23 protein-coding genes are annotated in these 22406 nt (G+C 41.1%); 20 read left to right on the forward strand and 3 right to left on the reverse strand.

The window, feature by feature from the left end; genetic code table 11:
- Positions 1-3 precede the first annotated feature (3 nt).
- From H3U73_RS01320 to H3U73_RS01335, 4 genes are all read left to right on the forward strand, one after another.
- Positions 4-1578 carry an ATP-binding protein gene (locus tag H3U73_RS01320; RefSeq protein ID WP_084565508.1) on the forward strand — a complete coding sequence of 525 codons (1575 nt, stop codon included), beginning with the start codon at positions 4-6 and terminating at the stop codon, positions 1576-1578.
- Positions 1571-3055 (forward strand): sigma-54 dependent transcriptional regulator, encoded by a 1485-nt coding sequence (locus H3U73_RS01325; protein WP_084565507.1) that lies wholly within the window; start codon positions 1571-1573, stop codon positions 3053-3055. Before H3U73_RS01320 ends, H3U73_RS01325 begins: the two co-directional genes overlap by 8 nt.
- Positions 3055-3816, forward strand: a complete 762-nt coding sequence (locus tag H3U73_RS01330; RefSeq protein ID WP_084585935.1) for a class I SAM-dependent methyltransferase — start codon at positions 3055-3057, stop codon at positions 3814-3816. The genes H3U73_RS01325 and H3U73_RS01330 overlap by 1 nt, the downstream gene beginning before the upstream one ends.
- Positions 3817-3886: 70 nt before the next feature.
- Positions 3887-4864, forward strand: coding sequence for a hypothetical protein (locus H3U73_RS01335; RefSeq protein ID WP_198189876.1), 978 nt, complete (start codon positions 3887-3889; stop codon positions 4862-4864).
- A 70-nt stretch (positions 4865-4934) separates the two neighbouring features.
- Here H3U73_RS01335 and amgK read toward each other — a convergent pair whose 3' ends face one another.
- Positions 4935-5939, reverse strand: a complete 1005-nt coding sequence (gene amgK / locus H3U73_RS01340; protein ID WP_110414459.1) for an N-acetylmuramate/N-acetylglucosamine kinase AmgK — start codon at positions 5937-5939, stop codon at positions 4935-4937.
- A 59-nt stretch (positions 5940-5998) separates the two neighbouring features.
- On the opposite strand from amgK, the gene H3U73_RS01345 reads away from it, so the two are divergent.
- The 12 genes from H3U73_RS01345 to H3U73_RS01400 all read left to right on the forward strand — a co-directional run bounded on the left by H3U73_RS01345 (position 5999) and on the right by H3U73_RS01400 (position 16374).
- Positions 5999-8335 carry an LPS-assembly protein LptD gene (locus H3U73_RS01345; RefSeq protein ID WP_078475687.1) on the forward strand — a complete coding sequence of 779 codons (2337 nt, stop codon included), beginning with the start codon at positions 5999-6001 and terminating at the stop codon, positions 8333-8335.
- A complete protein-coding gene (locus H3U73_RS01350) occupies positions 8335-9294 on the forward strand; it encodes a peptidylprolyl isomerase (RefSeq protein WP_025331224.1) in 960 nt (319 codons plus the stop codon). Before H3U73_RS01345 ends, H3U73_RS01350 begins: the two co-directional genes overlap by 1 nt.
- A gap of 135 nt (positions 9295-9429) precedes the next feature.
- Positions 9430-10422, forward strand: a complete 993-nt coding sequence (pdxA, locus tag H3U73_RS01355) for a 4-hydroxythreonine-4-phosphate dehydrogenase PdxA (protein ID WP_084586099.1) — start codon at positions 9430-9432, stop codon at positions 10420-10422.
- Between the two features lie 75 nt (positions 10423-10497).
- Positions 10498-11298 carry an ABC transporter ATP-binding protein gene (locus H3U73_RS01360; RefSeq protein ID WP_198189878.1) on the forward strand — a complete coding sequence of 267 codons (801 nt, stop codon included), beginning with the start codon at positions 10498-10500 and terminating at the stop codon, positions 11296-11298.
- Positions 11298-12074, forward strand: coding sequence for a lipid asymmetry maintenance ABC transporter permease subunit MlaE (gene mlaE / locus H3U73_RS01365; protein ID WP_078475685.1), 777 nt, complete (start codon positions 11298-11300; stop codon positions 12072-12074). The genes H3U73_RS01360 and mlaE overlap by 1 nt, the downstream gene beginning before the upstream one ends.
- Positions 12075-12098: 24 nt before the next feature.
- Complete coding sequence (gene mlaD / locus H3U73_RS01370) at positions 12099-12608, forward strand: outer membrane lipid asymmetry maintenance protein MlaD (RefSeq protein WP_084547255.1); 510 nt, start codon at positions 12099-12101, stop codon at positions 12606-12608.
- A gap of 57 nt (positions 12609-12665) precedes the next feature.
- A complete protein-coding gene (locus tag H3U73_RS01375) occupies positions 12666-13262 on the forward strand; it encodes a phospholipid-binding protein MlaC (RefSeq protein ID WP_025331219.1) in 597 nt (198 codons plus the stop codon).
- A 2-nt stretch (positions 13263-13264) separates the two neighbouring features.
- On the forward strand, positions 13265-13549 hold the full coding sequence (locus H3U73_RS01380; RefSeq protein WP_025331218.1) for a lipid asymmetry maintenance protein MlaB: 285 nt from the start codon (positions 13265-13267) through the stop codon (positions 13547-13549).
- Positions 13546-14466, forward strand: a complete 921-nt coding sequence (locus H3U73_RS01385; protein WP_198189881.1) for a VacJ family lipoprotein — start codon at positions 13546-13548, stop codon at positions 14464-14466. Before H3U73_RS01380 ends, H3U73_RS01385 begins: the two co-directional genes overlap by 4 nt.
- 78 nt (positions 14467-14544) lie before the next feature.
- Entirely contained in the window at positions 14545-14907 is a 363-nt protein-coding gene (locus H3U73_RS01390; protein WP_198189883.1) for a VacJ, read from the forward strand.
- A gap of 222 nt (positions 14908-15129) precedes the next feature.
- Positions 15130-15753 carry a lytic transglycosylase domain-containing protein gene (locus H3U73_RS01395; RefSeq protein ID WP_198189885.1) on the forward strand — a complete coding sequence of 208 codons (624 nt, stop codon included), beginning with the start codon at positions 15130-15132 and terminating at the stop codon, positions 15751-15753.
- Positions 15754-15837: 84 nt separating this feature from the next.
- Positions 15838-16374, forward strand: a complete 537-nt coding sequence (locus tag H3U73_RS01400) for a single-stranded DNA-binding protein (protein WP_025331214.1) — start codon at positions 15838-15840, stop codon at positions 16372-16374.
- A 252-nt stretch (positions 16375-16626) separates the two neighbouring features.
- On the opposite strand, the gene H3U73_RS01405 is transcribed toward H3U73_RS01400, so the two are convergent.
- On the reverse strand, positions 16627-17061 hold the full coding sequence (locus tag H3U73_RS01405; RefSeq protein ID WP_198189887.1) for a hypothetical protein: 435 nt from the start codon (positions 17059-17061) through the stop codon (positions 16627-16629).
- Between the two features lie 648 nt (positions 17062-17709).
- On the opposite strand from H3U73_RS01405, the gene greA reads away from it, so the two are divergent.
- Positions 17710-18186 (forward strand): transcription elongation factor GreA, encoded by a 477-nt coding sequence (greA, locus tag H3U73_RS01410; RefSeq protein WP_025331212.1) that lies wholly within the window; start codon positions 17710-17712, stop codon positions 18184-18186.
- A gap of 86 nt (positions 18187-18272) precedes the next feature.
- On the opposite strand, the gene yhbY is transcribed toward greA, so the two are convergent.
- Entirely contained in the window at positions 18273-18563 is a 291-nt protein-coding gene (gene yhbY / locus H3U73_RS01415) for a ribosome assembly RNA-binding protein YhbY (protein ID WP_041881436.1), read from the reverse strand.
- Between the two features lie 298 nt (positions 18564-18861).
- On the opposite strand from yhbY, the gene H3U73_RS01420 reads away from it, so the two are divergent.
- The 3 genes from H3U73_RS01420 (at position 18862) to ftsH (ending at position 22342) form a co-directional block, all read left to right on the forward strand.
- Positions 18862-19416: a hypothetical protein gene (locus H3U73_RS01420; RefSeq protein WP_025331210.1), complete on the forward strand. Its 555-nt coding sequence runs from the start codon at positions 18862-18864 to the stop codon at positions 19414-19416.
- Positions 19417-19593: 177 nt separating this feature from the next.
- Entirely contained in the window at positions 19594-20214 is a 621-nt protein-coding gene (locus tag H3U73_RS01425; protein ID WP_041880460.1) for an RlmE family RNA methyltransferase, read from the forward strand.
- Positions 20215-20299: 85 nt separating this feature from the next.
- Positions 20300-22342 carry an ATP-dependent zinc metalloprotease FtsH gene (gene ftsH / locus H3U73_RS01430; protein WP_198189889.1) on the forward strand — a complete coding sequence of 681 codons (2043 nt, stop codon included), beginning with the start codon at positions 20300-20302 and terminating at the stop codon, positions 22340-22342.
- Positions 22343-22406: the final 64 nt, after the last annotated feature.

The following is a 22406-nucleotide window of genomic DNA, read 5'->3' on the forward strand; positions in this document are numbered from 1 at the left end:
GGTATGAAAACGCATATAAATGGCTGGCCGCAATATCTGGACAGACTTTCAGCTTTGCTGAATATTGCGCGTATAAGTCTGCTGTTTTCAATTATGACGTTTTATTTGCTGACCCGCAGCATGGATGAGCCCGGTCTGGCTGTACCTATATTCAATAAAATTGAACTGTATAGCTGGGCAGCGCTCTACGGTATTCTGATTGTCTTTTCCATGCTGGTACCACGCTGGCAGAATCAGCCGGATGCACTACCAAATGTTAATTCTGCTGTAGACATTACCATGATAGCCTGGCTGATGAATATGGGTGGAGGAGTTGATAGCGGTTTTGGTATTTTACTTCTGCCATTTGTCGGTTCGGCCTGTTTGTTCAGCCGTGGCCGGTATCCGATGATTTATGCCGGTTATGTAACTTTACTGATTGTCATCATTACCTGGACGCAGCTAAGCCGTAATGGTTTTGCTAATCACAGTATGCGGATATGCATTATTGCCATCATGCTGATTGCCGCTGTCTTTCTTGTGGCCGGTCTGACTGCCTATGCCGCTACTTTACTGGCGCGTTCACAAAGTTTGCAATATCAGCAGTCAAAAATGCTGAACAGTTACCGGAATTTGCTCGACCGTGCTTTTAATTATGTACAGGAGGGGGTAGTTGTACTGGATGAAAGCGGTCTGGTGTGGCTGATTAACCGGAAGGCGCAGAATTATTTCCCAATGCTGCTGGTTGATAAACAAACTGCTTTATTTCGTCAGGTTATGCATTACTGGCACACTGAACAGAAAAATATTTTCGAAATAAACTGTACACTGAATAATTGGCCGATGAGGGTGCATGCACGCTTGTTACAGGAAGCAAATACGCCTTTACTGATGTTATCAATGCGTTCGCGTACTGAAATTGATAAGGAGGCTATGGCCATTAAACTGGCCTCATTAGGCCAGTTAACGGCTAATCTGGCTCATGAAATTCGTAATCCGATGTCTGCAATAAGACAGGCCAATGAATTGTTACAGGAAGAAGAATATGATTCGACACGACTGCGGCTGTTTAATATTATAGAGAACAATATCAGTCGTATTGATAAAATGCTTGAAGATATCAGTATGCTGAATAAGCGGGATAAAAAAAATAAGCAGGCAATTGATTTGCGGGTATTCTGGACTGCCTTTATGCAGGAATTTATACTGATCAGGCAGCAGGCTGTGGATTGTATTGAACTACAAGCCGATAAAGGGGATTTAATCGTCTGGTGTGATTCGGTACACTTGCAGCAGATTATATGGAATCTGATGAATAATGCCTGGCGTCATAGTTTGCAGAATAAAAATGCTATTCGTGTTATTTTTTGTATAGAAGAGCAAAATGAAATTTCCATTACCGTAATTGATAATGGTGCTGGTGTCAGTGCGGAAAATCAGTTGTATTTGTTTGAACCGTTTTTCACGACTGAATCCAGCGGCACCGGTCTTGGATTATATGTGGCGCGCGAACTGGCTCAGGCTAATCATGGTCAGTTAATTTATCGCCCTGAAGTTAATGGATTTGAATTAACCTTGCCAAGGATGGTTGATGAATAATAATAATCAGATGGACTTAGAAAAGCCGGTACTGATAATAGATGATGAAGCCGATATTCGTGATTTAATGGAGTTAACCCTGATTAAAATGGGTTTGTCCGTAAAAACTGCTGCTGGTGTAGCTGAGGCAAAAAAGGCTTTACGTACGCATGCTTTCTCTCTGGTGCTAACGGATATGCGTATGCCGGATGGCTCCGGGCTGGAGATTGTTGATTATATTACTGCCCATAATCTGGATATTCCGATTGCAGTTATTACCGCTTACGGAAATGCAGCGCAGGCTGTACAGGCATTGAAAAATGGTGCTTTCGATTACTTACAAAAACCTATTACACTGGCGCAGCTACGTACTCTGGTTAAATCTGTTATTACAATCAATAATACTGCTGAAACCGAAATAGATAATAAAATGGTAACCGCATTTAAACAGTCTGAAAATAAACAAAAAAATGAAGATAATTCCGCAATGGTTAACGAACAGCAGGTACGTGAACGTTTACTGGGTAATTCTCCGTTAATAACAGAAGTACGTCAGTTGATCAGCAAGCTGGCTAAAAGTAACGTGCCGGTATACATCGCCGGAGAATCAGGCAGTGGTAAAGAGCAGGCAGCACGCAGTATTCATGAACAGTCAGAACGCAGAGACAAGGCATTTGTTGCTGTAAATTGTGGTGCCATACCTGAAGCATTGATGGAAAGTGAGTTTTTTGGTTATAAAAAAGGCAGTTTTACCGGAGCAGAATCAGACAGGGCCGGTTTTTTTCAGCATGCGGACGGCGGAACATTATTTCTGGATGAAGTAGCTGATTTACCACTATCGATGCAGGTTAAATTATTGCGGGCCATTCAGGAACGTGCTGTACGCCGGATTGGCGAAATGGAAGAAAAGCAGGTTGATGTCCGTATTATCTGTGCAACCCATAAAGATTTAAATGCTCTGGTTGAATCAGGTCAGTTTCGTCAGGACTTGTTTTATCGTTTGAATGTTGTATCTATTACCATGCCGCCATTACGTGAATTACGTGATGATTTGCCGCAGTTAATTCGGGTTTTACTGCAACGAATTTTGCATGATGAAACCATGACATTAACACCGGAAGCAAAAAAAGCACTGTTGCAATACAGTTATCCCGGTAATTTCCGTGAATTGGAGAATATTCTGGAACGTGCTATTGCACTGTCGAAAAATCATATTATTGAGGTAGATGATTTACAGATTCATAGCTATCAGCTGGATAATCCGCGTACTGAATCTGCAGAGAATGCCGGCAGTAATCTATCCGCAGATAGTAATGAGGAAATTGAGGATTACCAGTTCGGAAAAACTCAGATACAGGATTATCTGGATGAAATAGAGAGAAAAATCCTGGAACAGGCTTTAGCGCAAACCCGATATAACCGAACACAGGCCGCCAAATTACTGGGTATCAGTTTTCGTTCTATGCGTTACCGGATGGAACGGTTAGGGATTGTCTGATGGTAAAGCCTCTGATTTTAACCGGTCAGATAGCAGATAAAACTGATCTGATCACTCCTTTACAGAAATTGCTAGCCAGTAAAAAACTCTGTTATCAGCAACAACCACCCGAACAGGGATTATATCTGATATACGAAAATGACAGTCTTGCTTTAGCTAAAGCCGGGCAAAAAGGGGTCGTGCGGGTTGATTTTGTAGAAGGTACTGCACGGCACCGGCGGCTTTTTGGTGGGGGAGAATTACTGGCACGTGCTATTCAGGCCAAAAACCGGCCGCTTGTCTGGGATGCTACCGGAGGTTTAGGTCGGGACGCTTTTGTAATGGCATCATTGGGACTGGAAGTTGTGGTATTTGAACAGAATCCTTATGTATATGTTTTATTTGCGGACGGGCTGAAACGTGCGATGGTTGATAAACAGACTGCGCATATAGCACAGCAGATTCATCTGCATTATGGCAGTATCACTTTACCAGACGCGGAACAAAAACAGATACCATTGCCTGATGTGGTCTATCTGGATCCGATGTATCCGCAAAAGCAAAAAGCAGCAGCAGTAAAAAAAGAAATGGCTTATTTTCATGAATTGCTGGGTAATGCGGATATGAATAATGATCAGGCTTTATTACTCGCAGCACAGAAATTAGCCCGAAAACGGGTCGTGGTAAAAAGACCGGCTAATGGGGCAGTTTTAGCAGGAAAGACACCGGCTTTTCAGTATTTTGGTAAAACAACGCGATTTGACGGGTATATGCCTTTGTAGTTTTAAGGAAGAAATCAATTTTGTGAATCTGAATTATTTTGTTTAAACTTAATACAGGGGAGAATAACAATTGGCTAGAAAAATCTGGGCATATGCTAAAGATAAAAATCAATGTTTTATCTGCGAAAATCAATCTTTGCAGCCAAAAATTTTTTATATCTGGGATGTTCTGAGATTAAAAGAACAAAATTTTAAAAAATATCTGGAATTAACGTTTTACTCAACGGAATACGATGAAATTAATCGTCTGGAGTTAATTCCAACTGAACATGGCTTTTTTCGGTATAAATCCGACGAAATTGATGAAAACAATAAAGAGTCTATTTACCATTCTGCAGCGACAGTGATATTACTGGAAATGCCTGTAATTAAATTTACTATTGATAAAAATAAATATATTTTAAATTTTTCAAAATTTTTAGTTGAGCCGTGTCTTCGATTTAAGCATTTCGATCAAGATGAGGAAAAATATTATCCCGACCTTGTTGGCTATTTTTCTTCTGAGTGTGAATTGCAGGAAAAATGGAAAGGATGTCTGGCTATAGAGGTTGTTTATACTAATGCTTGTTATTCTAAAAAAATACACTCTTTTGAAAAAAATCATATACCGATCATTGAAGTGAGTATTTCAAAAAAATTAAAACTAGAGACAGAGTTTGGCGGTGAAATAAAGTTTACAGTTGCAGATGTTGAAAACTATTATTTCTCACTAAAGAAGATTTTTGAGAAAAATGTATATGGTAAAATACGTTCAGATCCGGTGAATCATAAATTTTATACGGATAAGATTATTTCTCTTGAAGACGCATATAAGCGTGAATTAGAAAATAAGCAGCTATTAAATGATAATGAACAAGCAAATTTAAAAAGAGAGCTTAATTATATAAATCAAAAGTACGAAGAAATGAAATCTGAAGCATCACATTTACACAATTTACTTGAACAAATGAAACAACAGGAATGGCACTTAAATAACCGGTTAAATAATTATGCAGTAATGGGATTTTGGCAGAAACTAAAATTTTTATTTAATATTTCTGCAGATTAAATAATAAAGCTGCTTAGGAATTAAGGCAGCTTTATTATTTCTTGGCAGATATTTAATAATTTTGATTTAATTAGAAAGTATAACCTGTCTGAACTTCTTCTGAGCCAATTAATTCAGTAATTAATTGCAGTAGCGGGCGCAATTCACCATAACGGCGGCTGGTTTTGCGTAAATATTTCAGGAAGCGATGAATTTCACCGCGATATTTATCTTTACCATCGCGGTAATATAAGCGGGCAAAGATACCGGCAACTTTCAGATGGCGCTGTACACCCATCCATTCAAAATCACGGTAAAACTGATCAAAATCAGTACGTACCGGTAATCCGGCAGCTCTTGCTTTTTCCCAGTAACGAATGACAATGTCAAGTATAAATTCTTCGTCCCATTCGATAAATGCATCACGTAATAGTGATACTAAATCATAAGTAATCGGACCATACAATGCATCCTGAAAATCAAGAATACCAGGGCGGTCGCGGGTGAGCATGATGTTTCGAACAATAAAATCACGATGTACATAGACCAGTGGCTGTGACAATATTACCGGTAATATATTGTTAACTGTTTGCTGCCATAACTGTTGCTGTTTCTCAGTTAATGATAAACCAAGTTCTTTCTGAACATACCATTCAGGAAAAAGTTGCATTTCCCTTTTTAGTACGGCTTCATCATATAATGGTAGTTGATCCGGCTGGCTTGAAAGTTGCAGTTTGATGAGTTCATCAATGGCTTCCAGCAGCAATACTTTGTGTACTTCAGCACGTTTATCCTGTTGCAGTGCAGCCAGATAAGGGGTATTACCAAAATCTTCCAGAGCCATAAATCCTTGCTGTGTATCCAGATGATAGATTTCGGGAACATTAAGAGCCTGAAAAAGCTTTTGTACCTTAATATATGGCAGGATACTCATTTTATCCGGAGGGGCGTCCATACAGATTACTGTACGGTCGTCAGTAAAAGTAGCGCGGAAATAGCGTCGGAAATCAGCATCAGCAGCTGCAAAACTAAGAACAAATTCCTGTTGCGGATAGCAGGTATGAAACCATTTTTTTAATTCAGATTCTCGTTGCATGACATTTTTCAGGTTAAAATAAACACTATTTTAACTGGCAAAGCCGTTTAGGTGATACTTTGTCCTACTTATTCTCTCCAAAACCATTAGCTCTGGCCTTAACAACGGTTTTTTGTACTTTGCCCGGGTTTGTTCTTGCGGCCTCACCTTTGTCTATGGGCGAAGGAAATGTTTGTACAGCGCCACAGCGACCGAAAAATTTTGTTAAACCTGTACAAAGCAGCGGTGAAGCTAATCCGGGTACTGATGTTACCCGGGTTGTGGCTGACGATGTCAACGGGCAGTCACAGGTTCAGGTACATGCAAAAGGGAGTGTCATTATTGAGCGTAATGATGTCACTTTGAATTCAGACTGGGCTGATTATGATCAGGAAAGCCAGATTGTTAAAGCTGGTGATCACTTTACTTTAGATAATGGTAAGGGACGTGTTACCGGTGAACATGTTACTTACGACATGGCTAAAAGTACGGGTGTCGGTGATGCCGGCCGCTTTGAAATGGAAAATGATAACCGGCGTCTGCAAGGTGTCGGGGACGAGATACAGATGGGTGGTAAAAATCGCTATCGTCTGCAAAGTGCTAAATTCAATACCTGTAATCCGGGCGATGACAGCTGGTATATCCGTTCAGGCAGTATTGATCTGGATTATGATAAAAATGTTGGGGTAGCCCGTAATGCAACGCTGGTATTTGGCGGTGTTCCTCTGTTTTATACACCATGGATCGATTTTCCGTTAAACGGCAATCGTAAAAGCGGGTTTCTGACGCCTACACTTAAAGGAGGATCTGACGGTTTTGAAATAATGACTCCTTATTATCTGAATCTGGCTCCTAATTATGATGCAACTATCCGGCCGCATTTTATTAGCAGCCGTGGTCTACAGCTGGGTGGTGATTTCCGTTACCTGCAGCCGACTTATCAGGGGCAGATTAGTGCTGACTGGGTGCCGAATGATCAGAAAAGCAGTCACAAAAATCGTGCTGAAATTGATTTTACCCATTCCCAGAGACTGGCAAAGGGATTAACCGGCGGTATTGACTATCATCAGGTCTCAGATGATGATTACCGGCGTGATTTCTGGAGCGGAGATAATGGCAGTTCTAATCTGAACCGGCAGGCATGGCTGAATTACCACCGGGATTTATGGGGCGGGACATTTGATGGCAGTTTAATGGTGCAAAAATATCAGACACTGGCCTCAATCAGTGGATATAAGGATCAGCCTTACTCACGTTTACCTCGTTTATCTGCTACGTGGAACCGTTATTTTGGTAATCATTACGCAGTCAATGTCTATGCTGAAGCAACCCGTTTTGAGGGCAGGGAAACTGGTCATAAAGACTGGTGGATACATAAATATCCCAATGGTACCCGTCTGGTGTTATTGCCAACATTTACTGCTGACTATTCCAATAACTGGGGGTATATCCGGCCAAAACTGAGTTTTCATGCCACTCATTATGATATGAACCGGCAGGATAATCAGGATAGCCGCAGTATGGATCGTGCCGTACCTTTACTTAGTGTGGATTCAGGCGTGACCTTTGAGCGTTTATGGAAAAACAATCGATTAAACAAGGGATATATTCAGACACTGGAACCACGTCTGTTTTATACCTATATACCGCGACGTAATCAGAATGATATGCCTTTGTTTGATACAGCCGAAAACAGTTTTACCTATGATCAGTTATTTCATGAAAACCGTTATTCAGGACAGGACAGAATCAATGCGGCTAATTTTATGACAACGGCGCTGCAATCTCGGATATATGATAGTACTAACGGTATTGAACGTTTCGCAGCCGGTATTGGTCAGCGCTTTTATTTCCGTGATGATAACGTCAAACTGAATGACAACACGCCTAAAAATAAAGAACGCAAACGCTCTGATATGGTGGCTTTTGGACGTGCTGCCCTGAGCGAGCACATCACAGCTGAAACTAACTGGCATTACAATCAGGATTTAAAAACATCTGAAAGTTATAACTTTGGCATCCGCTATACACCGAATGCAGGTAAAACTATCAGTGTTCGCTATAAATATGGTCGTTATGAAAATTTATACGATGATGTTTATGGCAAAATGCGTACAATAGATGTTGGTATTCAATGGCCGCTAACCCGTAATTACTATCTGGTTGCACGGCAGGATTATGATTTTAATAGTAGTACATCTCTGAATCAGACAGTAGGGATAGAGTACCAGAGTCCATGTCATTGCTGGAGTGCCGGACTGGTAGGTTCCCGCTATACAGATGATTACAAAAAACGCAAAACCGCCGTATTATTCCAATTGCAGTTGCGTGACCTGACAGGTATGGGAAATGGTTCCCTAAATCAGCTCACTTCACAAATTCCCGGTTACAGCAATACTTATGAGGTAAAACATTAATGAAAAAGATACATTCTTGGCTGGCAGCAACTATGCTGGCTGTAGTATTGCCTTCGGCAATGGCATTGGATATCAAACCAGTTGATAACATTGTGGCAGTTGTCAATGATGATGTAATAACACGTCGCGAGCTGGACTTAGTAGCAGCCCAGATGCGTTCACAGTTACCAAAAGGACAAAATATCAGTAATGCAGATTTACACGAGCAGGCACTTGCACAGCTGATACGTAAGGATTTACTGGTGCAAGCTGCCAAGCGCTCCAATATCCGCCTGACTAATGCCGATGTAAACGAAGCAATTGAACTGTTTGCTTCACAACGCCATATGACAGTTAAAGAGCTGATTCAGCGCATTGCTAAAGAAGGTGTGAATGAAGATCAGCTGCGCCGCACCATAACGGAAAACCTGCTGGCACAGAAAATTGAACAAAGTGAAGTAATGGGCAAAAGTCAGGTCAGTGATGCAGAGGTAGATGATGCTATTGCACGTGCCCAGCAGGAAGGACGACCTCTGCCGCCACCAGTTACAGCCTATTCCTATCATGTGCAACATATTCTGTTGAAAAACGATAACGATATCACACGAAAACTGATTGAACAGATTGCTCAGCAGGCACGTTCCGGTGCCTCATTCGATCAGCTGGCACGGCAGTATTCTCAGGATGGCAGTGCACAAAATGGCGGAGATCTGGGCTGGATTATCGATGGTGAGACTGTGCCGCCATTCGAAGCTGCGGTGAAATCATTGCAGCCGGGTCAGATATCCATGCCGGTGCGTACTCAGTTTGGCTGGCACGTAATCCGTCTGGTGGCTGTCAGAAGCAATGACAGCCCGCAAGAACGTCAGCGTAACGGGATGCGTGCAGTACTGGTACAGGAAAAACGCGAAATTCTACTGCAGAATTTCCTGAAACAGTTACATGATCAGGCCTATATCAGTATTCGTCCTTTGGATTAACTGCATAAAAACAACTTTTCTGCAATGCGTGCAGCCTGTATCAGTGTCGAAATGTCGAGTTTGTATATTCTGATAGCTAAGTATTTTTTATTGATTTTTCTGTGAAAAATATCATTATAATTCTGGCTTATTTTTATGAAGAATCAGTTAATTATTGCTGTTACTAGCGGAGAGCCGGCAGGTATCGGTCCGGATATCTGTCTGGATCTGGCCAGCCAGGACTGGCCGCAACGCATTGTGGTATTGGGAGATATGCAATTATTGCAGCAGCGTGCGGCACAACTGAATAAAAAAATTACCATACAGGCTTATCAGCCAGATAGTAACAAACCTGTATCCGGAGTACTGGAAGTTTGTCATATTCCAGTTCAGGTATCTGTTCAGGCAGGAAAATTAAACGTACAAAATGCTGCTTATGTATTGCAATTACTGGACAGAGCATATACTGGCATAGAACAGGGTGAATTTGCTGCTATAGTCACTGCTCCGGTTCATAAAGGAATTATCAACGATAGCGGTATTGCTTTTAGCGGCCATACGGAATATCTGGCTGCTAAGAGTGCTACTTCTCAAGTAGTAATGATGCTTACCGGTGGCGGTCTGAGAGTGGCTTTAGCCACTACTCACTTACCACTGCGGGCAGTAGCAGATACCCTGACACTTGAATTATTAACCGAAGTACTAACTATTCTGCATCATGATTTGCAGACAAAATTCGGGCTGATACAGCCGCGTATTCTGGTTGCCGGTCTCAATCCGCATGCTGGTGAAGGCGGTCATCTTGGAAATGAAGAAAATGATATTATTATTCCGGTAATCAGCCAGTTACAACAGCAGGGTATGCAAATAACCGGACCATTTCCGGCAGATACACTGTTTCAGCCTTTCATGCTTGAACAGGCTGATGCTGTTCTGGCTATGTATCATGATCAGGGATTGCCGGTATTAAAATATGCAAGTTTTGGAGAGGGCGTTAATATCACTCTGGGACTGCCTTTTATCCGCACCTCAGTGGATCATGGTACTGCGCTGAATCTTGCCGGTACTGGTGAAGCAACCAGCAGCAGTTTATTTGCAGCAATTCATGCTGCACTGAATATGAGCAGGCACTGGAAAGCAGAGCAGTAATTACGCACTTGTATTTGATAAATACCAACAGACATCATAAAATCTAAGTTGCTATACGGCATGGGAATTCTCAATATGGCTACGCCGTTTATTGAAATGAAAGATGTGGTTTTCGCTTATGGCGACCGACCCATTTTAAAAAATATTAATTTTAAACTGGAGCAGGGCAGTTTTACCGCTATTATGGGTAGTTCCGGAAGTGGTAAAACAACCTTGTTGCGTTTAATCACCGGTCAGATCAGTGCACAACAGGGCCAGGTATTGATCAATGGTCGTGATATTGCCGAATTCAGCCGCGAAGAACTGTATTACCATCGCCGTAACATGGGCGTACTGTTTCAGTTTGGTGCTTTGTTTACGGATTTATCAGTATTCGATAATGTTGCTTTTCCAATGCGGGAACATACTGATTTGCCGGAAAGCATGATACATGATCTGGTGGTCATGAAACTGAATGCAGTTGGTTTACGCGGGGTAGAGCAATTAATGCCATCCGAGCTTTCCGGTGGTATGGCAAGACGAATAGCACTGGCTCGTACAATTGCACTTGATCCGGGATTATTGCTATATGATGAACCATTTACCGGCCTGGATCCGATTTCACTCGGGGTAATAGCCAGTCTGGTAAGTAAGATCAATAAAGCCTTACATGCTACCAGCGTAATGGTGACACATGATATCCAGCAATCTCTGGATATTGCCAGCCATGTGGTTTTTCTGGCACACGGTGAAATTATTTTTTCCGGTTCACCGCAACAAATGCGTGAACTGGATTCACCATGGATAAATCAGTTTATTCATGGTCAGGCAGACGGCCCGGTAGCATTTCGTTATCCGGCTACCACCACCTTACAACAGGATTTAGACATCGCGTGATGAAAGCAATCGAGCAACTGGGTGCAAAAACCCTGAGTTTTGTCCAGCATCTGGGGCGGGCAGCATTATTTCTGCTTGCCGCCTTGCTGCGCAGCGGAACAGTTTTACGCCGTCCGCGCCTGATGATCCGGCAAATGTATTTTTCCGGTGTTCTTTCTATTGTCATTATCGCAGTATCAGGACTGTTTGTCGGAATGGTACTGGGGTTACAGGCCTATACACAGCTGGCTAAATTTAAATCTGCTGATATTCTTGGTTATATGGTGGCTGCCGCCATGCTGCGCGAACTTGGTCCGGTACTGGCTGCAATACTGTTTGCCAGCAGTGCCGGTGGTGCAATGACCAGTGAAATAGGTTTGATGAAAACCACTGAACAACTGGAAGCCATGAATGTCATGGCTATTGATCCGGTGGCGAGAGTTATCGCCCCACGTTTCTGGGCAGGTGTACTTTCCATGCCTTTACTGGCTTCAATATTCAATGTTGCCGGCGTTTATGGTGCTTATCTGATTGGCGTAAAATATTTTGGCATGGATAACGGCGTATTCTGGGGTCAAATGCAGAATAATCTTGATTTTTACTACGATGTTGTAAATGGTTTAATTAAATCATTGGTATTTGGCGTAGTTGTTACTCTGATAGCTGTTTATCAGGGTTTTTATGCAAAACCGACATCAGAAGGTATTTTGCGCGCCAATACACGTACTGTTGTATCCAGCTCACTAACTATTCTGGCAGTGGATTTTATGCTGACCGCTCTGATGTTTACCAAATAGGGTGCAGATTAACAAGGTAATGATATGAAAAAAAACAGTCTGGAAATGCTGGTTGGTCTATTTGTTTTAATAGGCATAGTGGCAATTCTATTTTTATCTTTTCGGGTAGCCGGCGGTAATGGTATCGGCTCTTCCCAGCCTACATATACTTTATCGGCCTCGTTCAGCGATATTGGCGGTTTAAAAACACAGGCGCCTGTCAAAGCAGCCGGTGTTGTGGTTGGCCGGGTAGACAAAATTGTACTTGATCCGAAAACTTACTGGGCTAAAGTGACTTTAAAAATTGATAAACAGTACCAGTTTAGTACTGACACTTCAGCGCAGATTCTGACTTCAGGTTTGCTTGGCGACCAGTATATCGGACTGGAGCAAGGCGGCGACCCGGATAATCTGGCCGATGGGGATAATATTACTATTACCAGTTCAGCTTTGGTGCTGGAACAGTTAATTGGTAAATTTATGACCAGTTTTGCTGAGGGTAATGCCAAAAGCGATAATAAAAAAACAGATACTGCTGCTTCTGCAAGTGAATAAGTAAAAGTAACAGTAGATAAACAAATTTGATTTAATTAAAGGAATATATTAATGAAACTGAATAAATCTTCATTTTTCGGGGCGGTAAGTATTGCGATTATGAGCATTAGTATGGCATTTGCTTCACCACAGCAGGCAGTAAGCCAGCTTAAAGACAATGCTACTCAGGTATTGAATATTTTAAGTTCAGCCAATGGTAAAAATGATAATCAGGTACGCCGTCAGGCTGAAAACTATGCTATTCCGTATTTTGATTTTGAGCGCATGACTGCACTGGCGGTAGGTGCTCCGTGGCGTACCGCCAGTACTGCACAGCAGCAGGCATTAACTCAGGAGTTTAAAACCCTGTTAATCCGTACTTATTCCGGCACTATGCTGAAATTTAAAAATGCTCAGGCAAATGTATACAGTAATCCTGTCGTTAATAAGGGCGGACGCGAAATCATTGTGCGTGTAGATGTTACAACACCTAACAGTAAACCAGTACGTATGGATTACACCCTGTATCAGGCAGGCAATATATACCGTATTTACAATGTAGCTGTAGAAGGTGCCAGTCTGGTGACTGTATACCGCAACCAGTTTAATCAGACTATCAGCCAGAAAGGCATAGATGGTTTAGTAGCGGATTTACGTGCCAAAAACGGTAAATAATCATGCAAACCAACGTGCAGGGTAAAACCCTGATGATTCATGACAAGGTAACTATGGGTACAGTAGGAGAAAACGATTTCAAACGTTTCTGTGACTATATCCAAACCGGACAAATAGAAAAAGTGGACGTCAGTGGTGTAACCGAAGCCGATTCTGCCTGCGTGGCATTGCTCGTGGCGGCTAAGCGGCTGGCGCACAGACAGAAATTTATGTTGCACATCGCCGGTGTGCCGGCGGGACTCATTACCCTGATGGCACTTTACGGTGTAGAGGAATCATTACAATGAGTAGTAAGAAAAAGTTGCTAACAGGCTGTGTACTGCTTGTGCTCAGTCAGGCTGGCTGGGCGGCAGCAGAACAGACCTATACTTATAAAGATCCGTATGAGGGTTATAACCGGGTGATGTTCAATATTAATGATCATCTTGATCGTTATATCATGACACCGGTTGCCCGCGGTTACCGAAAAGTCACTCCTTCACCTGTACGTACAGGCGTTAACAACTTTTTCAATAACTTGCGCGATGTAGTGAGTTTTGGCAGTAATCTGCTGCGTCTGGATATTGAGAAAGCCAGTACAGATTTCGTGCGCGTTGGTATTAATACTACATTTGGCTTGGGCGGTTTACTGGATATTGCTGATGCAGGCCGGATTCCGAACAACAAAAATACCCTTGGTGATACCTTTGCCTCATGGGGTTGGAAAAACAGTAATTACTTTGTTTATCCTCTTTTGGGTCCGTCGACAGTACGTGATAGTATCGGAAGTACCATTACTGATGTATTCCCGATAGAAAATGCTATTTTCAAGGAAGATGCTGTACGCTGGAGTCTTACCGGCCTGAATGGAGTAGCCTCGCGTGAAGCATTGCTGGATGTAACCGATAGCTTGAATGATGCTGCACTGGATCGCTATACATACATGCGTGATGTATATATGAAATTGCGTAACAATCAGGTAGGCGGCTCATTGTTTCCGGCAGATGATGAAGATGATGACGATATAGATAATCTGGTAGCTCCAGGTAGCGATAATGCCGTTACCCAGCCGGCTTCTGTATCATCAAGTCAATCTTTTAAAAAAGTAACTGAATCAGATGATAATGTTCCGGCAACAACTGATTCAACACCAGATAAAAATACAGGCGACAATTTGACTGAATCTCCGGTTTCGGTAAGTCAGCCCTATTGGAATGTGCATTAAACGTTAGTATTTTATAACAGTAAAAAGTATCATTCCGAAAACTGAAATTCAGATCAGTATAAAACAAGGAATAAGACTATGTATGAAGTTAATCGCAGTGTATTTTTGCTTGTTCCGCTTGAACCATTCTGGGCCTGGTTGCAAAAATTACCTGATATTGATCTGGAACAGTTATCTCTGGATATTTTGCAACAGGATGCCAATGCCTATCTGACTTCCGCCAGTGAAGATATAGAGAGCTTGTGGGTTGAAATCGAACAGCGTTATGAGGATATCTTTGCAGCAGAACTGGCTGACTGGTGTGAGGATGAAAGCTTGTGGCCTGATTTGAGCTTTGAAAATTTCAGAAACTGGTTTGGTGTACAATTTTCCACAGTAGTAACTGATCTGGCACAAGAAGAACTGGCGCGTGAAGCTTTTGTACCGATCGCCCTGAGTTAAGCAGTTCAGCTGTTATATCATGAAAAAAGCCAATATTGATATTGGCTTTTTTCTTTAAAACAGTTGTCTGGTATGGATTCTGTGAATTGAAAAACTCATATTGTCATAAAAATTACTGTATAAACTTTAAAATATCTAACTATATTTAATATAATCAATTAAAATTGCCTATCGTAATCTTGCAATCAGTTTGTATACAATACACAAACGGAATTAAATTATATGCCGTACAGAAATAAATCTGTCTCGCGACGCCGGCTGTTACAGGCAGGTGGTGCTTCCCTGCTGGGGATAGCTGTGCCGCGTATAGTGCTGGCAGGTGCACAGCGTGAAGAAACCCTTTCTGATGATGTCGCTTCGATCATGCGCAATGCAGTTAATAATGCCAATCCTCCGCGCCTGATTTTTTCTTCGCCCGCAGAGGCCAGCCGCTGGCTAAATGCCATGTCGGGTCGTCTTGCTTCACATATTCCTGATGATTATGCACGAAAACGTTTATTAACCAATATTCAGTATGAATCAATGCGTGCTGGTTTGGATACGCAGGTTATACTTGGTCTGATCGAAGTGGAAAGCCGTTTTCGTCAATATGCTATCTCCGGAGTAGGCGCCCGCGGTTTAATGCAGGTAATGCCTTTCTGGGTAAAACAAATTGGTCGTCCGGAACATAACTTATTCGATATTCGCACTAACTTACGTTACGGATGTACTATCCTGCGTTATTATCGAAATCGTGAGAATGGTAATATGGTAAGAGCGCTGGCGCGTTATAATGGTAGCTTAGGGCGTAGTACTTACTCGAATGCTGTTATCAATGCCTGGCAACGGCACTGGCAATGGGCCTGAATTTCCGGCATTCTGCGATATTTGTAATCTTTTAATTATGGGTTGTCATCTTGGACAGCCTGTATTCATTATTAGGAAACCACCATGTCTGTTAATAAAGTCATCCTGGTTGGCCGTCTGGGTCGTGATCCTGAAACACGATATATGCCCAGCGGAGATGCAATAACCAATTTTTCCATAGCTACTGATGAACAGTGGCGTGACCGTAATGGTGAACGCCAGACTCGTACTGAATGGCATAATATTACTCTGTTCGGTAAATTGGGTGAGATAGCCAGCCAGTATTTGCGTAAAGGCAGTCAGGTGTTTATTGAGGGCAGGATTCAAAGTCGTAAATATACCGGTAAAGATGGTATCGAACGCACCGCATACGATATTATCGGCAGTGAAATGAAAATGCTGGGCAGTCGCAATGACAGTGCTTCCGGCTCAGGTAATAGCTATGATCAGATGAATAGCGGAACCAACTACGCACAGGGAGGAGGTAACTATAATCAGGACGGTTATGATGCTGCACCTGCTGCTTCCAGTCCGCCACCGGCAGCTCCGCGCCGTCAGGCACCGCGACCGGCACCTACTCCTGCTCCGGTAGATGATATTGATGACGATATTCCGTTTTAATAACAAAGAATAGCATTGAATCTATTTTAAATTGATAAAAACCTGATAATTTTTATTAATCAATTTTATACCTTTCAGAGAAATATCTTTGAAAGGTATTTTATTTAATGAAATATTAATAATTGGATTGGATAGTGTTTATTTTTATGTTGATTGGCTGTCAATCAGATAAAATAATTAAATTTAGCTCTCAAGTTATAGTCAGGACTATTATTTATATAATAAGTTAATATTTAATGATTAAATAAATGTTTAAAATAAAGCATCTTTATACCAGATTACATGGTCTACCAGAACCCATTGATCCTGTTTTTTCTCATACCAGATAGTTAAATTTTCATCTTGATTGCAAGACCACGTTACTTCTCTGATTATAATGTCTCTGTTTTCAATTTCTTTTTCTGTAAATGTATTTCTTAAACTAATTCTGAATTCTGAAATCACACCATCTCCTTTGCCTAAAATAAAAGTACTATCTGTTAATGGCGGGTATTTTGATACTAAAGTATTAACTGGTATCTGTTGTATTTGGTTAATATTTATATTCTTTTCAGTAATAAATTCTGTATTTACATTCAGAGTATCTGTTTTATAACTTTCTTCTAATGATTTAGTTTTATTACAGGCAGACAACAATATTACTAATAGCATAGCTACAAAATTTTTATTTGTTTTAAATAGATTCATATTGAAATAATTTTGGATTTTTAAACGGGATTATTTGATTAGATATAAAGCGAGAGCGAAAGGATATACTAATAGTCTAATTTAAATCTAATTAGCGTAGTGATGTTGAATATTTTATTAACAAGCCAATCAATGTATATATTTTTTAAATGGTTAGCAGCAGTATTCTTTTGGTAAATTTGTTCTGATGAATTTTAGCAAAAAATTTATATCTGAGTGATTTTCCTTATCGGGCGAAACTGAATTTTTTAAAATTCATAAAAGAAAGCTGAATTGATTTACTATATATTATGAAATAATTAAAAGATTAGATAACCGAGGCATAAGCTAATAAAATAATTAAAATATGTATATTTTTATTAAAATATATTTAAATGAAGTTTAGACTTCAGATAAATCTGGCGATGATTGGTTCGATTAATCAGATTAATGAACATACAAAGCCGCAGTATTGATGATGAATATTATGGCAAATTAAATTAGCTGATTATTCTATGAAATAGTCGTTATAAACGTTGCTATTTTATACCGGTCTGCTAAAATAGCACCTATGGAACAGCGCAAGCCGCCAAAATCGGGCGGCTTGCTTTTTGTTATTAATACGAAATACCGTTGATGCATTCTGCAGCGGTATCTTGGAGAAATATGATGCAAAAAATTCCGTTGACCGTAATTGGTGCTAATTTGCTGAAACAAGAGCTGCAAGAGCTTAAAAGTGTAGCTCGGCCGGCTGTAATTGAAGCAATTGCTGAAGCACGTTCGCATGGCGATCTGTCGGAAAATGCAGAATATGAAGCTGCTAAAGAAAAACAGGGCTTTATTGAAGGCAGGATTGCTGAAATTGAGCACAAGCTTTCCCTGGCGCATATTATTGATCCAAAAGAAACCAATGCTGATGGTAAGGTGGTTTTTGGTGCTACAGTGAAAATGCAGGATCTGGAAACCGAAGAAGTAGTGAGTTACCAGATTGTGGGTGAAGATGAGGCAGATATTAAACAGGCTAAAATTTATGTCGGTTCACCTATAGCACGTGCTCTGATTGGTAAGGAAGAGGGTGATGTGGCAGAAGTTCAGGCACCGGGCGGTATTCGCGAATATGAAATTCTTGAAGTGTTTTATATTTAATTTATCTGCATTTAAAAAATTGTTTACTGTTTTACAGTAACTAGCCGGATAAAATAAAAGCGATTCATGTAATGAATCGCTTTTATTTATTCTGCCGGATTCTCTTTGCGGCGGAATAATATTAGTTGTTTGCCAATATGCTGAATTAATTCGGCATGAGTAGCTTTGCATAGTTCTTCTGCAATAGCTATACGCGCTGCACGATCGTCACCTGCTACCTGTACTTTAATCAGTTCATGTGCATCAAGATTACGATTGGTTTCGGTGATTACTTCAGTAGTCAGTCCGTGCTGACCAATCAGTACTACTGCATGTAATTGATGTGCACGAGCTTTTAATGCCATTTTTTCTTTACTGTTTAATTTATCTGTTGCCATTTTACTTTCCGGATTAATTACGATCTGATTAGCCTGTTATTCAAGTTAGATTCAGAGTTGAGCTATTTTAAATGAGACAGACGATTTTTTATAGTTGAGAGGTCTTGTATATTTGTATTGAAAATAAAAATTCAAAATCAGTATATTAATAAGGTATTTCTTATTTTAATTAAAATAGTAATTTATAAAACATTCAGGTATATTTAATTTCTGTGATATTTGTTTATTGTTGGTAATATTTATTCTATTTTAATTAGTTAGCAAAAATTAATATCTTTTTCGTTAAGTCATTATAATTATGAAATTTTCGCAGATTTTGTGCCTTGGCATACTGAGAGTTCTGGATACCTTTATTTTCAGATTGGTTGCAGGGCTTGGGTTGTGCGTGGTTTGTCTGCCGTTAGTGTCGCATATATATACTAGAAGCAGCATCAAAAACCAATCTCATTATCCTTTTGAAGTTGCGGTATTTCAGTCTGATGGTACTTTTACTCAGGTAAATTATAGTACTAATAGAGATTTTAAACCGGAAAATACGTCATTTCTGGCCAAATTCCCCAGCGGGCAGGATAAATCATCAGATGGTAATTATTCCTTCAGTTATAAGGTACTTAAAGAGGAGCCACAGCTTCAATTGATTGAGATTGAAACTATTGACCTGGAAAATGATAGAAATACATGGGCAACATATGTTGCTACGGCCGATACTATCATGCCATTGAGTACCAGAATTGAAACCCCTGCTTATCTGCCGCTATGCGCTCTTATAGCTTTTATTCTGGTGCAGCTAATGAAACAATTTATCAGATATGTGCGCTGGTGTTTCACTATGTCAATCTATTCAGATGAGTAACTTACACTACAAAAAAGATTTGGAATAAAACCTGAGAAACAGGTCTGATTAATTGCTGAGTATAGCCGGCGGATAAAATTATTTATGCTGATGAATTTATCTTTTATATAAGGGGAAATGCTGTATTCTGCATCAATTTCACGATACAATGTGGTGATTTTTTCAAGAATTTGCATCATGGGTGTTCGCTCTAAATCTTCCAGTGCATGGCTCAACGAGCATGTTAACGATCATTATGTTCATCTGGCTCAAAAAGAAGGCTACCGTGCACGCGCAGCCTATAAGTTGCTGGAAATCAATGATAAGGATCATCTGATACGACCGGGTGCGGTAGTGGCTGACCTTGGCAGTGCTCCGGGTAGCTGGTCGCAGGTTGCGGCCAGGCTGGCTGGTGCGGCTGGACAGGTATTTGCACTGGATATTCTGCCTATGGAACCAGTGACGGGTGTACGTTTTATTCAGGGTGATTTTCGCGAGAATGACGTGCTGGCAAAGTTTGAAACTTTGCTGGATGGTTGTGAACTGGATCTTGTAATTTGTGATATGGCACCCAATATGTCTGGCAATAACATTACTGATCAGGCACGCAGTTTTTATCTGGCAGAACTGGGTCTGGAGTTTGCTCAGGCACATCTCAAACCGGGTGGTGATTTTCTGGTGAAGGTGTTTCAAGGAGCAGGTCTGCAAGAGTTTCAGCAGGCTATGAAGGATTGTTTTGCTCAGGTAATGGTTCGCAAGCCGAAAGCATCCCGTGACCGCTCGAGCGAAATTTATTTGCTTGGTCGCGGTAAAAAATAGTAGTTATAGCCAATGCTATGTGAAGATGTGGCTATATTAACTATTCTGAACAACAATTAATTAACCTCCTTAGGAGTTTCTGACAGTGCGGAATACCGTAAAGAATCTTTTGGTCTGGCTGGTGCTGGCGTTAGTATTAATGGCCGCATTCAATGCCATTACTGAGAAAAAAGAGAGTAAACAGCAAATTGAATACTCTCAGTTTATTCAGCAGGTTAACAAGGGTGAGATTGCCAGTGTAAATATTGAAGGTTCAGTGATTAATGGTCTGCAACTGAAGGGCCAGCGTCATGATAAATCTTCTTTCATTACCAATGCACCGACACCGCTGGAAAATAATTTTGTTAGTAATCTGATAGCGAAAAATATTCGGGTTAATGTGATTCCGGAAGAAAAACCGGGTATTTTGACTAATATGTTTATCAGCATATTACCTATACTGTTGCTGATTGGTGTATTTTTTTATTTCATGCGCTCCACACAAGGCGGCGGAGGCAAGGGTGGTGCTTTTTCTTTTGGTAAAAGCCGTGCCCGATTGCTGGATAAAGAGTCTAATAAAACAACCTTTGCTGATGTAGCCGGTTGTGATGAGGCTAAGGAAGAAGTGCAGGAAATTGTGGATTATCTGCGGGCACCACAGCGTTATCAGACGCTTGGCGGACGCGTACCGCGCGGTATTCTGATGTGTGGCAGACCGGGTACAGGTAAAACATTACTGGCAAAAGCAATTGCCGGCGAAGCTCAGGTGCCGTTTTTCAGTATTTCCGGTTCCGATTTTGTAGAGATGTTTGTTGGTGTGGGTGCATCGCGTGTTCGCGATATGTTTGAGCAGGCAAAAAAGAATGCTCCCTGTCTGATTTTTATCGATGAAATTGATGCGGTAGGCCGCCAGCGTGGTGCCGGTTTGGGTGGCGGTAATGATGAACGTGAGCAAACACTGAATCAGCTGCTTGTGGAGATGGATGGTTTTGAAAGCAATACAACAGTTATTGTGATTGCGGCAACTAACCGTCCGGATGTGCTTGATCCTGCTCTGATGCGACCAGGCCGTTTTGACCGTCAGGTAGTGGTACCGTTACCGGATATCCGTGGACGTGAACAGATTCTGAAAGTACATGCTGCTAAAGTGCCTCTGGATAAATCAGTGGATTTACCTGTGCTGGCACGTGGTACTCCGGGTTTTTCCGGCGCTGATCTAGCCAATCTAGTAAATGAGGCTGCTCTGTTTGCAGGTCGTCGGAATAAGACCAAAGTAGACATGAGTGACTTTGAAGATGCTAAAGATAAGATTTACATGGGTCCTGAACGCCGTTCCATGGTTATGCATGAGGATGAGAAAAAAGCCACAGCTTATCATGAATCAGGTCACGCTGTTGTTGCTGAGACACTGGATTTTACAGATCCGGTACATAAAGTAACGATTATGCCCCGCGGGCGTGCTCTTGGTCTGACTTGGCAGCTGCCGGAACGTGACCGCATCAGTATGTATGAAGATCAGATGCTTAATCAGATTTCAATTCTGTTTGGTGGTCGTATAGCTGAACAGTTGTTTATTGGTCGTGTGTCTACTGGCGCTTCTAATGACTTTGAACGTGCTACTCAGATTGCGCGTGATATGGTAACCCGTTATGGTATGTCCAAAAAAATGGGACCTGTAGTATATGGTGAAAATGAAAATGAAGTGTTTCTCGGGCGCTCTGTAACGCAATCGAAAAATATTTCTGAAAAAACCATGCAGGAAGTAGATGCTGAAGTACGTCGCATCCTTGATGAGCAGTATGAAATTGCTTATAAAATTCTGGATGAGAATCGCGATAAGATGCATACCATGGCTAAGGCTCTGATTGAATGGGAAACCATTGACCGTGATCAGGTGCTGGAAATTATGGCCGGTAAGCAGCCTAGTCCGCCAAAAGATTTCAGTGAAAATATAGTTAAGGATGGCGATACTGAGCAGCCGTTAGCTGAGACTGAAACTGAAGCTAAGACTGATGCGGTAGCTGAAACCGAAACAGATGCTAAAGCGGATGGAGCAACTCAATCCGAAACTAAAGCTGATACTGTGACTGAGGATGTGGATAATACTGAATCTAAAGCATCTGCATCTGAACAGAAATCACAGGACTAATTAATGTAGTTATATGATTTTTAACGGCAGCAATAGCTGCCGTTTTTTCTATGTTTTATCTGAA

Origin of the sequence: Snodgrassella sp. W8124 (assembly GCF_016100875.1) — a bacterium.
In the GTDB taxonomy this organism is placed as follows: domain Bacteria; phylum Pseudomonadota; class Gammaproteobacteria; order Burkholderiales; family Neisseriaceae; genus Snodgrassella; species Snodgrassella alvi.

Coding starts and splice junctions, on each gene's coding strand:
- yhbY (WP_041881436.1), bottom strand. CDS start 18,563: ATGGCAACAGATAAATTAAACAGTAAAGAAAAAATGGCATTAAAAGCT.
- mlaE (WP_078475685.1), top strand. CDS start 11,298: ATGAAAGCAATCGAGCAACTGGGTGCAAAAACCCTGAGTTTTGTCCAG.
- H3U73_RS01350 (WP_025331224.1), top strand. CDS start 8,335: ATGAAAAAGATACATTCTTGGCTGGCAGCAACTATGCTGGCTGTAGTA.
- greA (WP_025331212.1), top strand. CDS start 17,710: ATGCAAAAAATTCCGTTGACCGTAATTGGTGCTAATTTGCTGAAACAA.
- H3U73_RS01420 (WP_025331210.1), top strand. CDS start 18,862: ATGAAATTTTCGCAGATTTTGTGCCTTGGCATACTGAGAGTTCTGGAT.
- H3U73_RS01330 (WP_084585935.1), top strand. CDS start 3,055: ATGGTAAAGCCTCTGATTTTAACCGGTCAGATAGCAGATAAAACTGAT.
- H3U73_RS01405 (WP_198189887.1), bottom strand. CDS start 17,061: ATGAATCTATTTAAAACAAATAAAAATTTTGTAGCTATGCTATTAGTA.
- H3U73_RS01400 (WP_025331214.1), top strand. CDS start 15,838: ATGTCTGTTAATAAAGTCATCCTGGTTGGCCGTCTGGGTCGTGATCCT.
- H3U73_RS01360 (WP_198189878.1), top strand. CDS start 10,498: ATGGCTACGCCGTTTATTGAAATGAAAGATGTGGTTTTCGCTTATGGC.
- H3U73_RS01385 (WP_198189881.1), top strand. CDS start 13,546: ATGAGTAGTAAGAAAAAGTTGCTAACAGGCTGTGTACTGCTTGTGCTC.
- H3U73_RS01325 (WP_084565507.1), top strand. CDS start 1,571: ATGAATAATAATAATCAGATGGACTTAGAAAAGCCGGTACTGATAATA.
- H3U73_RS01320 (WP_084565508.1), top strand. CDS start 4: ATGAAAACGCATATAAATGGCTGGCCGCAATATCTGGACAGACTTTCA.
- amgK (WP_110414459.1), bottom strand. CDS start 5,939: ATGCAACGAGAATCTGAATTAAAAAAATGGTTTCATACCTGCTATCCG.
- mlaD (WP_084547255.1), top strand. CDS start 12,099: ATGAAAAAAAACAGTCTGGAAATGCTGGTTGGTCTATTTGTTTTAATA.
- H3U73_RS01390 (WP_198189883.1), top strand. CDS start 14,545: ATGTATGAAGTTAATCGCAGTGTATTTTTGCTTGTTCCGCTTGAACCA.
- H3U73_RS01380 (WP_025331218.1), top strand. CDS start 13,265: ATGCAAACCAACGTGCAGGGTAAAACCCTGATGATTCATGACAAGGTA.
- pdxA (WP_084586099.1), top strand. CDS start 9,430: ATGAAGAATCAGTTAATTATTGCTGTTACTAGCGGAGAGCCGGCAGGT.
- H3U73_RS01425 (WP_041880460.1), top strand. CDS start 19,594: ATGGGTGTTCGCTCTAAATCTTCCAGTGCATGGCTCAACGAGCATGTT.
- H3U73_RS01395 (WP_198189885.1), top strand. CDS start 15,130: ATGCCGTACAGAAATAAATCTGTCTCGCGACGCCGGCTGTTACAGGCA.